Source organism: uncultured Brachybacterium sp. (assembly GCF_947500705.1).
GTDB lineage: Bacteria > Actinomycetota > Actinomycetes > Actinomycetales > Dermabacteraceae > Brachybacterium.
Genome location: NZ_CANMSY010000009.1, coordinates 109,372 through 124,135, shown reverse-complemented (window position 1 = coordinate 124,135; position 14,764 = coordinate 109,372). Strand labels below are relative to the sequence as shown.

Annotated in this window: 11 protein-coding genes; 3 read left to right on the top strand and 8 right to left on the bottom strand. The window is 69.6% G+C overall.

Annotated elements, in window-relative coordinates; genetic code table 11:
• Window positions 1-9 precede the first annotated feature (9 nt).
• Genes Q0937_RS14615 through Q0937_RS14585 form a run of 7 tightly spaced genes read right to left on the bottom strand, consistent with a single transcriptional unit; the run spans window position 10 to window position 6,736 of the window.
• On the bottom strand, window positions 10-1,197 hold the full coding sequence (locus tag Q0937_RS14615; protein WP_299305051.1) for a cysteine desulfurase family protein: 1,188 nt from the start codon (window positions 1,195-1,197) through the stop codon (window positions 10-12).
• Complete coding sequence (locus Q0937_RS14610; RefSeq protein ID WP_299305048.1) at window positions 1,194-2,150, bottom strand: hypothetical protein; 957 nt, start codon at window positions 2,148-2,150, stop codon at window positions 1,194-1,196. The genes Q0937_RS14615 and Q0937_RS14610 overlap by 4 nt, the downstream gene beginning before the upstream one ends.
• Complete coding sequence (locus tag Q0937_RS14605) at window positions 2,147-3,157, bottom strand: VWA domain-containing protein (protein ID WP_299305045.1); 1,011 nt, start codon at window positions 3,155-3,157, stop codon at window positions 2,147-2,149. Before Q0937_RS14605 ends, Q0937_RS14610 begins: the two co-directional genes overlap by 4 nt.
• Entirely contained in the window at window positions 3,142-4,158 is a 1,017-nt protein-coding gene (locus Q0937_RS14600) for a vWA domain-containing protein (RefSeq protein WP_299305106.1), read from the bottom strand. The genes Q0937_RS14605 and Q0937_RS14600 overlap by 16 nt, the downstream gene beginning before the upstream one ends.
• On the bottom strand, window positions 4,155-4,661 hold the full coding sequence (locus Q0937_RS14595) for a hypothetical protein (protein WP_299305042.1): 507 nt from the start codon (window positions 4,659-4,661) through the stop codon (window positions 4,155-4,157). The genes Q0937_RS14600 and Q0937_RS14595 overlap by 4 nt, the downstream gene beginning before the upstream one ends.
• Window positions 4,648-5,544, bottom strand: coding sequence for a DUF58 domain-containing protein (locus tag Q0937_RS14590; RefSeq protein WP_299305039.1), 897 nt, complete (start codon window positions 5,542-5,544; stop codon window positions 4,648-4,650). The genes Q0937_RS14595 and Q0937_RS14590 overlap by 14 nt, the downstream gene beginning before the upstream one ends.
• A gap of 55 nt (window positions 5,545-5,599) precedes the next feature.
• Window positions 5,600-6,736 (bottom strand): MoxR family ATPase, encoded by a 1,137-nt coding sequence (locus Q0937_RS14585; protein ID WP_299305037.1) that lies wholly within the window; start codon window positions 6,734-6,736, stop codon window positions 5,600-5,602.
• Window positions 6,737-6,975: 239 nt separating this feature from the next.
• On the opposite strand from Q0937_RS14585, the gene glgX reads away from it, so the two are divergent.
• The 3 genes from glgX to glgB all read left to right on the top strand — a co-directional run bounded on the left by glgX (window position 6,976) and on the right by glgB (window position 13,663).
• Window positions 6,976-9,222, top strand: coding sequence for a glycogen debranching protein GlgX (gene glgX, locus Q0937_RS14580; RefSeq protein WP_299305034.1), 2,247 nt, complete (start codon window positions 6,976-6,978; stop codon window positions 9,220-9,222).
• Between the two features lie 63 nt (window positions 9,223-9,285).
• Window positions 9,286-11,313 (top strand): maltotransferase domain-containing protein, encoded by a 2,028-nt coding sequence (locus Q0937_RS14575; RefSeq protein ID WP_299305031.1) that lies wholly within the window; start codon window positions 9,286-9,288, stop codon window positions 11,311-11,313.
• Window position 11,314: 1 nt separating this feature from the next.
• Window positions 11,315-13,663: a 1,4-alpha-glucan branching protein GlgB gene (glgB, locus tag Q0937_RS14570; RefSeq protein ID WP_299305028.1), complete on the top strand. Its 2,349-nt coding sequence runs from the start codon at window positions 11,315-11,317 to the stop codon at window positions 13,661-13,663.
• A 105-nt stretch (window positions 13,664-13,768) separates the two neighbouring features.
• Here glgB and Q0937_RS14565 read toward each other — a convergent pair whose 3' ends face one another.
• Entirely contained in the window at window positions 13,769-14,674 is a 906-nt protein-coding gene (locus Q0937_RS14565; protein WP_299305025.1) for a co-chaperone YbbN, read from the bottom strand.
• Between the last annotated feature and the right edge of the window lie 90 nt (window positions 14,675-14,764).

Genomic DNA, 14,764 nt, shown 5'->3' with positions numbered 1-14,764 from the left:
GCGTCGCGCTCAGCCCATCAGCGCGCCGACCGCACGAGCCCTGGTGAGGGATTCCGGCAGGGCGGCCAGCAGGATCTCGAGGTCATGCTCGGTGCTGTTCCAGCCCAGGGAGAGGCGCAGCGCTCCGCGCGCCTGCTGATCGGTGATGCCCATCGCGGCGAGCACGGGGCTGGCCTGGGTCACGCCTGCGGAGCAGGCGGAGCCCGCCGCGGAGTCCACGCCGCGCTCATCGAGCAGGAACAGCAGGGAGTCCGAGTCCGCACCCGGGAAGACCACGTGCACGATGTGTCCGGACTGCGGGGTGTCCTCCGCGAGGGTGAAGCGCGCCTGCGGATCGATCTCGCGGATCCCTGCCCGGAGCTTCCCCGCCAGCTCCCGCAGTCGTGCGGACTGCTCCTCGCGCTCGGCGAGGGCCTCCCCCAGGGCGGCGGCGAAGGCGGCGGTGTGGGCCGCATCCAGCGTCCCCGAGCGCACACCCCGCTGCTGCCCGCCCCCGGTGCTGAACGCCGCGAAGGGCACCCCGGGTCTGGCCACCAGCACACCCACCCCGACCGGGGCACCGAGCTTGTGCCCGGACAGGGACATCAGATCCACGTCGTCCCAGCTCGGCAGGGGCACATGCCCCGCTGCCTGCACGGCATCGGTGTGCACGAGGGTGCCGTGCTCCCGAGCGACCGCGGCGACTGCGGCGAGGTCCTGCAGTGCGCCGGTCTCGTTGTTGACCAGGGCCGCGCTGACCACGCCGACGGCGCCATCGGCCAGTGCCTCGGCGACCGCTGGTGCCCGCAGCGCGCCCTGGTGATCCACGGGAAGCTCACGCACCGTGATCCCGGGATCGCCGACGACGAGGGACCGGGCCGTGGCGAGCACCGCAGGATGATCGGTGGCGGCGACGGCGACCGCCGTGCGCACCGGATCCTTCTGCCGGGCGCCGAGGGCGACGGCGCGGATCGCGAGGTTGTCCGCCTCGGTGCCCCCGGAGGTCATGATCAGCCAGCTGCGCGGCACCTCGAGCAGCGAGGCGATCCGTGCCAGCGACTCGTCGAGCACTCCGCGCGCCCGTCGGCCCGAGGCGTGCACGGAGGAGGGATTCCCCCGCACCGCGGAGGCCTCGAGGAAGGCATCCCGGGCCGCGGGGCGCAGCACCGTGGTCGCGGCATGGTCGAGATAGGCGCGCTCTCCCTCGTCGAGGCTCACCACGGCTTCACCGGATCGTCCTGCGAACCACCGGGCTCCTCCTCGCCGTCGCCGCCCTGCGCATCGCGGTTGCGCTCCTCGAGCTCATCGTCCTTCTGGTCCTCCTCCGAGTTCCCGCTGGTGGGCGCCTCCTCCTCGGGGCCGTCCCCTTCGGGATCCTCCTGGGAGGGGTCGCCGGGATCCGTCTGGCCCGGGGTCCCGTCGCCCTCCTCGTCGCCGCCGCCCTGCTCCTCGCCGCGTGCGTCGGGGTCGTTGCCGGCCTCCTCGTCGGCTTCGCGACGCTTCTCCTCGACGCGTTCGCCGTTGCCCTCGGTGGTCTCGGAGTCCTCGTTCCCGGCTCCTCCGCCGCCCTCGCCCTCACCCTCGCCCCCGCCACCGCCACCGCCACAGGGGGCGAGCAGCTCCTCGGCCTCGAAGAGCCGATCGGCGCGCGCCTGCGGATCCTCGAGCAGATCAGCCTGGCGCTCGATCGAGATCGCGAGGTTGTTGAGGATCTTGCACTGGGCGTGCATCGGCGAGTTCAGGTCGCTGTGATCGTTCCACTCGCCCAGGGCGAGGCGCAGCTGCTCCTCGGCAGCGGCGTCCTCCCCCTGCTGCAGCAGGGCGGTGCCCTGGGACAGATGCGGCAGATACGGCTCGAACCAGTTGGCGAACTCCACCGGTCCCAGGCGTTCGATGGCTGCGGGATAGTCCCCGTCCTCGTAGGCGCTCAGATGGCCGGCCTGGGCGATCGGCATAGAGACGAACCTGATCGTCAGCAGGGCCAGCGCCAGGATCAGCGGGGAGAGGACAACGAACACGATGAGGCGGGTCAGGCGCAGACGCTTCACGTTCAGGCCGAAGTCCCTGGGACTGCCGCTCTGGTCCTGCGCGAGCGCGGATCCAGGGCCCGGAAGGGCGGGAGTGCCCGCAGCATCCGCGCTGCGGGGATGCTCTGCCAGGGGTGTGCTCATCGCTGCGCTCCCGAGATGTCGTAGCGGTCCAGTCTGCGCGGCAGCCGGTAGGTCATCTCCCCGAGCTCCCAGATCAGCAGGGCGGCCAGCGGGATCGCAGCCACCCAGTACCAGTCCTCGAAGCTCGCGACCCCGCGGGTGGACTCGATCGGGATCGGGCGGAGGGTGATCCCCTCCATCGTGCCCTCGATCGGCACCTCGGGGTCCGTCCGGTGCAGGTACGGGACTCCGATCTCCCCTGCGATGGTCTGGAGCTGCTGCTCGTCGATGCTCGAGATGCCCTGCTCGCCGTCCGGCCCGGTGATGTACTCGCCGTGGTCCGGACCGCCCTCGACCTTCATCGGCCCTCCCTCCGGGGTGCCGTAGCCGAGCACCGCACCACCGTCGACGAAGCCTGCGGCCTGGCCGAAGGATTCGGACTCCCGCTCGTCGGTGTTCTCCCCATCGGAGAGGAAATAGACCAGGACGCTCGAGTCGGGATCCTCGGAGCGGGCCTCGGAGATCTCCACCAGCAGCGGGGTCAGCGCACGGTCGACGTTCGAGCCCGTCGAATAGGAGGTGGGCTCGGTGGTCAGGGTGTCGATCCAGGCGCGGGCGGCGCCGGCATCGGTGGTCAGCGGCAGCTGCTGCGTCGCCGTGGAGTCGAAGGCGATGATCGAATATCGCGCGCCCTCGGTGAGCCCCATGATCTGCTCCATATCCGCCTTCACCCCCTCCAGCCGCGGCTGCTCGCCCGCATAGTCCTCGGCGTTCATCGAGCCGGTGCGATCCACCACGAAGAACACGTTGGCGTTCATCCGCTGGGTCTGCTCGCCCTCGATCGGGGTGACCGGGCGCAGCGCGACCACCAGCAGCAGCAGGACCATCAGCAGGCGGCGCAGCCAGGCTGTGCGCTGGCGCGGCCGGCGCACCAGCAGCACCGTGCACAGGACCAGCATCGCGCCGAACAGCGGGATCGTGGCCCACAGCGGCATCAGGTGCTCGAGATACATCAGCGGGCCCTCCATCCCAGGATCAGGATCCCGGCGAGCGAGAGGAAGGTGAGGACGAATCCGAGCGCGGGATGGTCCGTGCGGACCACGGTCGGGGTCGCCCCCAGCACCTCGGCCTGGGTCTTCTGGATCTGGTTGATGATCGAGGGGATCGCCTCGGGGTCCGAGGATTCGTACAGCTCGCCGTCCTGGTCCTCGGTGGCCGTCTCCAGCTCCTCGAAGCACTGCGGGCCGCATTCGTAGGCCCCGGGGTAGAAGGTGTACAGATCGATGTCGCGCGAGGCGACCCTCTCGGTCGCCTCGTCGAGGGTGAAGATCGGCTCGCCGTTGACCTCGTTGTCCGTCGCGAAGATGATCGAGCGGGATCGATCCTGCTCGGCCTGGTCGAAGACCTGCGCGCAGGAAGCGAGGCCGTCCGGGACGATCGAGGCCTCGTCGGCGATGCCGCGGGTGCCGTCGACGAAGTCCACGTACTGACGCACCTTGTCGTCGGAGTAGTCCTGGGTGCCCAGACGGTATCCGAACTCGTCGAAGTCGATCGCCTCGGCCCCGTTCTCGAGCTCACGCTTGATCAGGTCGTAGTCGTTGGTCAGCGGGAACACGGTGCGGCTGGTCGAGTTGAAGATCGACAGCGCCACCCGCTCCCCTTCGAAGCTGTCCACCATCTGCGCGAAGGTGGAGAGGATCTCGGTGTCGTACTCGTACATCGACCCGGAGACGTCCAGGCACAGCACGATGTCCCGCGACGAGAACTCCGGGGTCTCGATCCGCTCGCTCGCGATCCGCCCGGACAGCAGCGACGCCGCGATCACGACGAACACCGCGACGCCCACCTGGAGCACGCGCACCACGCGGGCCGTGCGCTGAGCTCGCACGAAGCTCGGGATCCGATCCATGTACTGCGAATTCGCCACCAGCACCGGGGAACGGCGCATGGCGCGTCGGTTCCAGAAGGTGATCGCCCAGACGGCGATCGCTGCCAGCAGCAGCAGTGCGGTGACCCACCAGAAGATCATGACCACGCGCGGATCACCTCCCGCGCGCGACGCACGGAGTCCCGCAGGTCGCGATCCGAGGACTTCGCGAAGTCCGGCTCATACAGATCGGCGATGAGCTCGCCGACCGCGCGGGTGCGCTGATCGGCCAGCAGGGTCGCCAGATCCTGGCTGGTCACGTCATGCCCGGTCGTGCGCCGTACGAAGCGGCGCATCACACCGGTGAGCTCGTGATGGCCGTCCCGCGCCTCGAGCTCGCCCTCGTCATGGCGATCGGCGATGTCGTTCACGGCGCGCAGGAACTCCGCCTTCAGGGTCTCGACGTCGCTGGGACGGTGTCGATAGGCGATGCGCTTCTCGATCGCCCGCGTGATCTTCAGGGTGCCCACGATCAGAACGATGATCACAAGAATGCACAGCACCGCGAGGATCACCCAGGCGATCGAGTACTGGGGAGGGGTGATGATCTCGGGAGGTGCGGGCTCGGCCCGCAGCACGCCGGCGAGCAGCTCAGGAACGGCCATGGCGATACTCCCTCGACCGCAGCATCGCGACCATGTCGTCCACCACGGTGCTCTCCCCCGGGGTCAGCATGTGGCTGATGTGCAGGCGGTCCAGCATCTCCTCGATGCCCTCGTTGCGCGCCTGCCGGTACGCCGCGACGTCATGGGCGACCCGTTTCGAGGTGCGTGCCATGGCGCCGATCTCACGGGGCGAGTCCACGTCGATCACGTCGTGATCCAACGCGGACCTCTGCAGCGGGTCGGCATCCGCGATGCGGATCACGATCAGATCGTGCCGTGTCTTCAGACGCCGCAGCAGTGTGAAGTCCTCGACGGAGGGATGGGCCTCGTCGGTGATGATCGTCATCAGGGTCGAGTGCGTGGTGACCCGGAAGGCGCGTTCGAGCAGCCAGGAGGTGTTCGCGGCACCGGCCGCCGTGGTGGTCGCCTGCTGCGCGGTGCGCAGCAGCAGCTCGAGATGCCCATCGCTCGAGCGGGAGGGCAGCTGGATCGGGCGGCTCTCCTGACCCGCGACCATTCCCACCAGATCGCCGTTCTTCTGGGCCAGGAAGCAGACCATCCCGGCGGCCATGATCATCGCGTCCCGCTTGGAGCTGCCGTCGGCGGCGGTCGCGGCCATCGCCGCGGAGGTGTCGACGACGATCGAGAGATGGCGCACCCGCTCCTCGTTGAACTGCCGGATCAGCGGCTCTCCCGAGCGGGCGGTGGCCTTCCAGTCGATATCGGAGATCTTGTCGCCGGGCTGGTAGTACTTCAGGTCGTCGAAGTCCTCGCCGCTGCCCTTGAACAGCGACCGCCCCCGGCCCTGGATGAGTCCACGTGCCCGGTTCGAGGTGTGCAGATCCACCCGTGCCTTGACACGGGTCAGCAGCGACGTGGCCATCGAGTCGTCCGGTCCCCCTCAGTCGTTCTCGGTCGTTCTCAGTCGTCTGGGCCGCTCAGGGCATCGGCACGGCGTGGAACACCGCGTCGATGATCTGTTCCGGCTTGATGCCGCTGGCGAGTGCGTCGAAGGTGAGCACCAGGCGGTGGCGCAGCACCCCGTGCCGCATCGCCCGCACGTCATCAGGGGTGACGTAGTCGCGTCCGTTGAGCAGCGCGTGCGCCTGGCCCACCTTCATCAGCGCGAGCGAGCCGCGAGGGCTGGCCCCGACCCGCACGGACTGGGTGAGGTTCGGGACCGGGCGCGGGCCGGATCCTCGGGTGGTGAAGATCAGATCGATGATGTACCGCTTGACCGCGGGATCGACGTACACCTGATCCACCATCTCCTGGAGGAAGCGGACGTCCTGGAGGGTCACGGTGCCCACCGCCTCGCGCGGGCCGGTGAGGCTCCCGGCGGTCGAGCGGTCGAGGATCTCATGCTCCTCGGCCGGTCGCGGGTAGGTCAGGATCTCCTTCATCAGGAAGCGGTCCATCTGCGCCTCGGGGAGGACATAGGTGCCCTCCTCCTCGATCGGGTTCTGGGTCGCGAGCACCATGAACGGCTCCGGCAGGCGGTACACCTCGCCGCCGATGGAGGTCTGCCGCTCCTGCATCGCCTCCAGCATCGCGGACTGCGTCTTGGCGCTCGAGCGGTTGATCTCGTCCAGCAGCACCACGTTCGCGTGCACGGGGCCCAGCTGAGTGGTGAAGGTCCCCGTGCCCGAGGAGTAGATCTGGGTGCCGATGATGTCATTGGGCATCAGGTCGGGGGTGCACTGGATGCGCGCGAAGGAGCCGGTGATCGAGGAGGCCAGGGCGCTCGCGGCGGTGGTCTTGGCCAGACCCGGCACGGACTCCAGCAGCACGTGCCCTCCCGCCGCCAGGGCGGCGATCAGCGTCGTGCGCAGGTTCTCCTGGCCCACCACGCGGGAGTGGAAGACCCCGGAGATGGTGGAGATGATCGCTCCGGCGCGCTCGAGGTCGCCGGGCGCGATGGCAGCGCTCGAGGGCGCGAACCCGCCGGGCCGCTGCGAGGCCCCCGGCGCAGGCCGGCCCGGTCCCGAGGCAGAGGACTCCGACAGTCCGGGCGGCGGACCCGGCACCATGGGACGCGCCTGATTCCCGGCGTGCTGGCTGGGTGGATTGCTCATGCGCTGCGGCTCCCCCGTCATGCGTTCGACTCGTGCGACTGGTACTGCTCATGCTCGGCGACCACGACCCGAGGCCCTGCTCCTCCCCCGAGGAGGCCGGAGGCCGGACCGGTCGCGGCCATGCTGAGGACCCGCCGGCCGCCGGCAGCGGATCACGGATCACCTCGCCGATCCTAGCGGCACCGGTCACCCTGGATGCGAGTCGGTCTCGGCACGGGCGGAAGTGGTGGGACAATGCCATGGTGCTAGCAGACCACTTCGATCGCGCGACGCCCCCCGTCGCCCCCACCTCACCGGGGCTGTTGGTGGACGCGCAGGGTCGGGGCACCTTCGCCGTCGCGGCACCGAGGGCGGAATCGATCGACCTCTGCATCCGCCAGGGCTCCACCGAGCACCGTCAGCGGCTGCGGCACTTCGACGGCGGCCTGCGCTGGGACCGGGTCAGCGGGATGACGCCCGGGACCCGCTACGGGCTGCGTGTCGATGGTCCCTGGGACCCGAACGCCGGACTGCTGTGCAACCCCCGCAAGCTGCTCCTGGACCCCTGGTCGCGGGGAGTCTCGCACTCCTCGTCGCTGCTGAGCTCGTTCTTCCCCTTCGAGGTCGATGCGATGCTCGACCGGGTGGGTGAGACGCCGATCCGCAGCGAGGTCGACAACGGTGACGACGCGATCTGGTCCGTGGTCGTCGCCGACGACTTCGACTGGCAGGGGGATCTGCGCCCGCTCGTGGACTGGGACTCCACAGTGCTCTACGAGCTGCACGTCAAGGGGTTCACCCAGCTGCATCCCGAGCTCCCGCCCGAGCAGCGCGGCACCTATGCCGGGTTGGGCCATCCCGCGGTGACCAGCTACCTGCGCAGCCTCGGGGTGACCACCGTGGAGCTGCTCCCCCTGCACGCGGCGATGGACGAGCCGCACCTGACCCGGCTGGGTCTGACCAACTACTGGGGCTACTCGACCCTGTCGTACTTCGCCCCGGACCCCTCTCTCGCCACCCCGGCAGCCCAGCACGCCGGCGCCCAGGCGGTGCTCGACGAGGTCAAGACCATGGTGCGGAACCTGCACGCGGCCGGTTTCGAGGTCGTCCTGGACGTGGTCTACAACCACACCGCCGAGGGCGGTGCCGATGGACCTGCGCTCTCGCTGCGCGGACTGGACAACCTCGAGTACTACTGGATCGACCACGGCACCTTCTTCGACGTCACCGGGACCGGCGGCACCCTGGACCCGCGCTCACGGCATGTGATGGACCTGATCCTCGCCTCGCTGCGCTACTGGGTGCAGGAGGTCCACGTGGACGGCTTCCGCTTCGATCTGGCGGCCACGCTGGGCCGGGACGACCACGGCTTCAACCCCGACCATCCGCTGCTGCGCGCGATCCTCACCGATCCCGTGCTGCGCGGCGTCAAGCTCATCGCCGAACCCTGGGACGTGGGCACCGGCGGCTGGCAGACCGGGAACTTCCCCGCCCCCTTCACGGAATGGAACGACGCCTTCCGCGATGACGTGCGTGCCTTCTGGCTCTCGGACCGGGCGATGCGCGCGCGCTCGGGCAATGACGCGATCGGCGGCATCCGCGACCTCGCCACCCGCCTGGCCGGTTCCTCCGACCTGCTCACCGGGCAGGATCCCCTCGAGCTCCCGGCCGGACGCAGCCTCCGCTCCCCCTGGGCATCGGTCAACTACGTCACCGCCCATGACGGCTTCACGCTGCGGGACCTCACCGTCTACGAGACCAAGCGCAATGAGGCCAACGGCGAGGCCAACCGCGACGGCACCTCCGACAACCGCTCCTTCCATCACGGATATGAGGGGGAGGTCGACTCGGGCATCGAGGGGGCGGCAGAGGTCGAGGAGGCACGGCGTCGCACCACCCGCAGCATCCTGGCCACACTGCTGCTGGCCTCGGGCACCCCGATGCTCACCGCCGGGGACGAGCGCTATCGCACCCAGCAGGGCAACAACAACGCCTACTGCCAGGACAACGAGATCTCCTGGATGGACTGGAGCCGCAGCCACCGCAGCGACCAGCTGCGCGAGACCGTCTCCCGACTGCTGCAGCTGCGCGGCGAGCATCCGCAGCTGCGCGCGCCGCACTTCCTGCGCCCCGCCGACCCGGCGGCGCTCGATGCCGGGCAGGTCGCCTGGTTCGGTGCCGAGGGTCTGCCGATCGCGCACGAGGAGTGGATGGATCCCTCCCAGCACCTGCTCGCCATGCTGCGGCCGGCGATCCCGGGTCGGGAGGGTTCCGAGCACCTGCTCGTGATCCTCTCCACCGAGGCCGAGGAGGTCGCGCTGCGCCTGCCCAGGGCTCCCTGGCCGCAGGGCACCGCACGGATCCTCCTGGACACCGCGCTGGAGAGCCCCGAGGGACTTCCCCGCCTCCCGCTGGTGGAGCGGAGCGTCACGATAGCACCCGGCAGCGTGGTGGTCATCGGGATCACGCCCGACGGCGCAGAGGGGACGTCCGAGCGGCTATCGTGAGGGTCGTCACCGCGACCGTCGCAGAGCACCTCGTCAAGGACGAGAGCTCAGCTAGGAGAGGCCATGTCCGAGACCACTGACCGCACGGGGCTGGACGCCGGCATCGGGCGCATCCCGATCATGGCGGTGCACCCTGTCGTCGACTGCGGGAGGTATCCAGCACGCTGCGTGGAGGGCGAGACCGTCACCGTCGGCGCCCACTCCTTCCGCGAGGGTCACGACGCGATGGGCGTGCAGCTCGTGCTGATCTCCCCCGAGGGGAAGGAGCAGCGACGCGCACTCGACCTCGTCGAACCCGGTCTGGACCGCTGGGAGACCTCCATCCGCCCCGAGCAGATCGGTCGCTGGAGCTTCCGGATCGAGGCGTACTCCGCGCCGTTCAGCACCTGGGCGCACGTCGCCGAGGTGAAGATCCCGGCGGGGATGGACGAGGATCTGGTCTGCGCCGAGGGCGCGCTGGTGCTGCAGCGGGTGCTCGCCGAGATCGAGGACGGGACTCGGCCCGCCGCCGACGGCCCCGTGCTCCGCGCCGCTCTGGAGAGCCTGCGCTCCCCCGGTCTGCCGGCCTCGGCACGCGTCGCCCCAGCGCTCGCCGCCGATCTGCGGGGCATCCTCACCGAGCGTCCGCTGCGCGAAGGAGTGACCGTCGCGGGGCCCTTCCCCCTCGAGGTCCAGCGCCGACGAGCGCTGTACGGCTCCTGGTACGAGTTCTTCCCCCGCTCGGAGGGAGCCCGCTTCGACCCCGAGCACGGCTGGACCTCCGGCACCTTCGCCACCGCGACCCGGTCCCTGGACCGGATCGCCGCCATGGGCTTCGACGTCGCCTACCTCACGCCGATCCACCCGATCGGCTCGACCTTCCGCAAGGGGCGCAACAACACCCTCGATCCGCAGCCCGGGGACCCCGGTTCCCCCTACGCGATCGGCGCGGCCGAGGGCGGCCACGACGCGATCCATCCAGAGCTGGGCACCATGGAGGACTTCGACGCCTTCGTGGCCCGGGCGAAGGAGCTCGATCTCGAGGTCGCGATGGATATCGCGCTGCAGTGCTCCCCGGATCATCCCTGGGTGAAGGAGCACCCCGAGTGGTTCACGGTCCAGGCGGACGGCACCATCGCCTACGCGGAGAACCCGCCGAAGAAGTACCAGGACATCTACCCCCTGAGCTTCGACACCGACTACGAGGGCCTGTACGCCGCGATCCGCGACATGCTCGAGCTGTGGGTGGAGCATGGGGTGACGCTGTTCCGGGTCGACAATCCCCATACCAAGCCGGTGCGCTTCTGGGAGGAGCTGCTGGCGGAGTTCGCCCAGACGCATCCCGAGGTCATCTTCCTGGCCGAGGCCTTCACCCGGCCCACCATGATGCACACCCTGGGCAAGGTCGGCTTCCACCAGAGCTACACCTACTACACCTGGCGCGAGAGCGCCGAGGAGCTGCGCGAATACCTCGAGGAGCTGGTCGAGACCGCTCCCTTCATGCGGCCCAGCTTCTGGCCCACCACCCACGACATCCTCACCCCGTACATGAGCACGGGCGGTCGGCGGGCCTTCGTGCTGCGCGCCATCCTGGCCGCGACTCTGGTCCCGACCTGGGGCATCTACAGCGGCTACGAGCTCGTCGAGGACGTCCCCCGGCCCGGCGCCCAGGAGCAGATCGACAACGAGAAGTACGAGTTCAAGCCCCGCGACTATGCCGGAGCGCTCGCCCGCGGGGAGAGCCTCGAACCGCTGCTGGGGACCCTGAACCGGATCCGTCGCGAGCACCCCGCGCTGCAGACCCTCACCACGATCCGCTTCCACGAAGCCGACGACGAGCAGGTGCTGGTCTTCTCCAAGCATCTCGACGCCGCGGCTACCGGCACCGGCGCCCCGGATACGGTGCTCGTGGTCTCGCTGACCGCGCATGACCGCGATGCCTGGACCACTCTGAGCCTGGATCTCGACGCGCTCGGGGTGGGCGAGAGCTTCGAGGTCGAGGATCTGCTGACCGGTGAACGGTTCCGCTGGGGACGCGATCCCTACGTGATCCTGAGCGCCCAAGACCGTCCCGCGCACGTCCTGCGGATCATCCACCCTGAGGAGAGCTGACATGACTGATACTCCCGCCACTCCGGCCACCCCCGACCGCGGCGCGACCGCTCCAGCCCGCGGCGCAGCCGCCCCCACCAACGCTGCGTCCGCTCCGGTCCGCGGCGCAGCCGCCCCCACCGGTGCCGCGACCGCTCCACCCCGCGGCGCCTCCTCCTCCGCTCCGGTGATGCCGCTGGGGGAGCATGAGCTGGGTTCCACCGCGACCGGGAGCTACCACGAGCCCCACTCGGTGCTCGGTGCTCACGACTACGAGGGGGCGACCACCGTGCGCACCCTCAAGCCGCTCGCGCACGAGGTCTCGGTGCTGCTGCCGGAGGGCACCGTCCACGCGATGGAGCACGAGTACGACGGCATCTGGGTGGCGTCCCTGCCCCTGAGCGAGCTGCCTTCCTACCGGATCCGCGTGACCTGGTCCGAGGGCGCCGCCCCGGTGGACCTCGAGGAGCCGTATCGCTTCCTGCCGACCGTCGGGGAGCTGGACCTGCACCTGATCCAGGAGGGGCGCCACGAGGAGCTCTGGCAGGCGCTGGGCTCGCATGTGCGCACCCTGGACAGCGGCGCGGACACGGTCACGGGGACCTCCTTCACCGTCTGGGCACCGAATGCGCGTGCCGTGCAGGTGGTGGGCTCGTTCAACGGCTGGAACGGGCGACTGCACGCGATGCGCTCGCTGGGCTCCTCCGGGGTCTGGGAGATCTTCATCCCCGGCGCCGGTGACGGGGAGACGTACAAGTACCGGATCCTGGGCGCCGACGGCACCTGGCGCGACAAGGCGGACCCGATGGCCCGCTACGCCGAAGTGCCACCGGCCACCGGATCCGTGATCACCACCAGCAGCTTCGAATGGACCGACGAGCACTGGCTGGCCGAGCGCGCCGCCCAGGACGCGGTCGCCTCACGGATGTCGATCTACGAGGTGCATCTGGCCAGCTGGAGGCCGGGCCTGAACTATCGGGAGCTGGCCGTCGAGCTGACCGACTACGTGAGCGACATGGGCTTCACCCACGTCGAGTTCATGCCGGTGGCCGAGCATCCCTTCGGCGGCTCCTGGGGTTACCAGGTGACCGGCTACTACGCCCCCACCTCACGGCTGGGCACCCCTGATGAGCTGCGCCATCTGATCGACACCCTCCACGGCGCCGGCATCGGCGTGATCCTGGACTGGGTCCCGGCGCACTTCCCGAAGGACGAGTGGGCGCTGGGTCGCTTCGACGGCACCCCGCTGTACGAGCATGCCGATCCGCGCCGCGGCGAGCATCCCGACTGGGGCACCTATGTCTTCGACACCGGCCGCAACGAGGTGCGCAACTTCCTGGTCGCCAATGCCTGCTACTGGCTCGAGGAGTTCCATGTCGACGGGCTGCGGGTCGATGCCGTCGCCTCGATGCTGTACCGGGACTACTCCCGCGAGGAAGGGCAGTGGCTGCCCAACCACCATGGCGGACGCGAGGATCTCGAGAACATCGCCTTCCTCCAGGAGGCCACGGCCACCGCCTACAAGCGCGCTCCGGGCATCATGATGATCGCCGAGGAGTCCACCTCCTTCCCGGGAGTCACCCGCCCCACCGACACCGGCGGGCTGGGCTTCGGGTTCAAGTGGAACATGGGGTGGATGCACGACACGCTCGAGTACCTCGGGCAGGATCCCGTGCATCGCCAGTACCACCACGGCGAGCTGACCTTCTCGATGGTCTACCAGTACTCCGAGAACTTCGTGCTCCCGCTGAGCCATGACGAGGTCGTGCACGGCAAGGGATCACTGCTGCGCAAGGCGCCCGGTGACGACTGGCAGCAGGCCGCGAATCTGCGCGCCTATCTCGCCTTCCAGTGGGCCCATCCCGGCAAGCAGCTGGTGTTCATGGGCATTGAGTTCGCCCAGGGCACTGAGTGGTCGGAGCAGGCCGGGCTGCCCTGGTGGCTGCTGGAGTACCCCTTGCATCGGGGTGTCCAGCAGCTGGTGAAGGATCTCAACGCCCTCCAGGCGGAGTTCCCCGCGCTCTATGAGCGTGATCAGGACCCGGGCGGTTTCGAATGGCTGATCGGTGACGATGCGAGTCACAATTCGCTGTCCTTCGTGCGCCGCGATCAGGCCGGCGATCCGGTGGTCGTCGTCGTGAACCTCTCGGCGCAGCCCTGGCACGAGTACCGGATCCCGCTTCCCGAGGGCGGCGCCTGGCTCGAGGTGCTCAACTCCGACGCCCCCGTCTACGGCGGCGGCGGAGTGGGGAACCTCGGCCGGGTGCATGCAGAGCAGCTGCCGCAGCATGGCCGTGACTTCTCGGTGCGGCTGTCGGTGCCGCCGCTGGGCGTGGTGGTGCTGGTCCCCGAACGGCTGCGGGAGGGCTGAGCGACTCCGGGCCTGCTCGGCCCGGGAGTGCGTGAGGCGCGGTGCTGTTCCCTCGGACGGAACAGCACCGCGCCTCACTCGTCGTCTCCGTGGGCCGGCGCCGGCTCAGTACAGCAGGTTCGCCATGCGCTTGCGGGCCGGCGTCACTCGCGGGTCCTCGGCGCCGGCCACCTCGAACAGCTCCAGCAGACGATTCCGCACGATGTCCTTGGTCTCCTGATCGGCGCCGCGCAGCAGGTCCAGCAGACGCGCAAAGGCATCCTCCACGTGACCGCCGAGCATGTCGAGGTCCGCGGTCAACAGCTGTGCGCCCAGATCGGTGGGACGCTGTGCGGAGGCCTCCCGCGCGGCGGCCAGCTCGATGCCCTGGGTGCGGCGCATCAGGTTCACCATCGCCAGTCCGGCCTTCGCCTCGGCATCCGCCGGTGCTTCCTGGAGCTGCTTCTGGTAGGCGGTCACGGCGGCGTCGAGATCGCCCTTCTCGATCGCCGCATAGGCCTCGGCGATCAGCGGCGGCAGCGGCTCCTCAGCGGGTGCTTCCTGCCCGGCCTCACCGGCGGGGATCTCCATGCCCTGCTGGCGGGCCACCTCGAGCACCTGGGTGAGGAGGGTGTCGATCTCCGACTCCGGGAGCACGGCCTGGACGATCGGCTGCACCTGGCCCATGATCAGCAGCAGCAGGGTGGGGAGCTGCTCGACGCGCAGCGCGGTCGCGACCCGCTGCTGCGTATCGGCATCGACGAGGGCGAGCCGGATCGCTCCGCCCCGCGCATCGACGGAGCGGCGCAGGGAGGTGAGGAACTGCTCTCCCTCGGGGACCCGGGAGCTGGTCACCAGCAGCAGGGTGGGCACCTGCTGGGAGTCCGTGATCAGCTGCTCGAGGCCCTGTTCGGTGACGGCGACCTCGTGTGCGGAGGGCGTGCCGGCGCCGGGCGTCATGCCTGCCTGGGGGCTGCCCCCGGCGGGCTGCTTGAGCGCTGCCAGGTCGATGATTCCGTACGGATCGGTCACAGGGGTACTCCTTCGATGACTGCGGGATGGGCCCAGTCTAGGGAGTCCCGCCCGGTGTGCGCTGGGTCCCGCGCGGTAGGCGCTGTGCCC

Coding starts and splice junctions, on each gene's coding strand:
- Q0937_RS14610 (WP_299305048.1), bottom strand. CDS start 2,150: ATGAGCACACCCCTGGCAGAGCATCCCCGCAGCGCGGATGCTGCGGGC.
- Q0937_RS14605 (WP_299305045.1), bottom strand. CDS start 3,157: ATGGAGGGCCCGCTGATGTATCTCGAGCACCTGATGCCGCTGTGGGCC.
- Q0937_RS14600 (WP_299305106.1), bottom strand. CDS start 4,158: ATGATCTTCTGGTGGGTCACCGCACTGCTGCTGCTGGCAGCGATCGCC.
- Q0937_RS14595 (WP_299305042.1), bottom strand. CDS start 4,661: ATGGCCGTTCCTGAGCTGCTCGCCGGCGTGCTGCGGGCCGAGCCCGCA.
- Q0937_RS14590 (WP_299305039.1), bottom strand. CDS start 5,544: ATGGCCACGTCGCTGCTGACCCGTGTCAAGGCACGGGTGGATCTGCAC.
- Q0937_RS14585 (WP_299305037.1), bottom strand. CDS start 6,736: ATGAGCAATCCACCCAGCCAGCACGCCGGGAATCAGGCGCGTCCCATG.
- glgX (WP_299305034.1), top strand. CDS start 6,976: ATGGTGCTAGCAGACCACTTCGATCGCGCGACGCCCCCCGTCGCCCCC.
- Q0937_RS14575 (WP_299305031.1), top strand. CDS start 9,286: ATGTCCGAGACCACTGACCGCACGGGGCTGGACGCCGGCATCGGGCGC.
- glgB (WP_299305028.1), top strand. CDS start 11,315: ATGACTGATACTCCCGCCACTCCGGCCACCCCCGACCGCGGCGCGACC.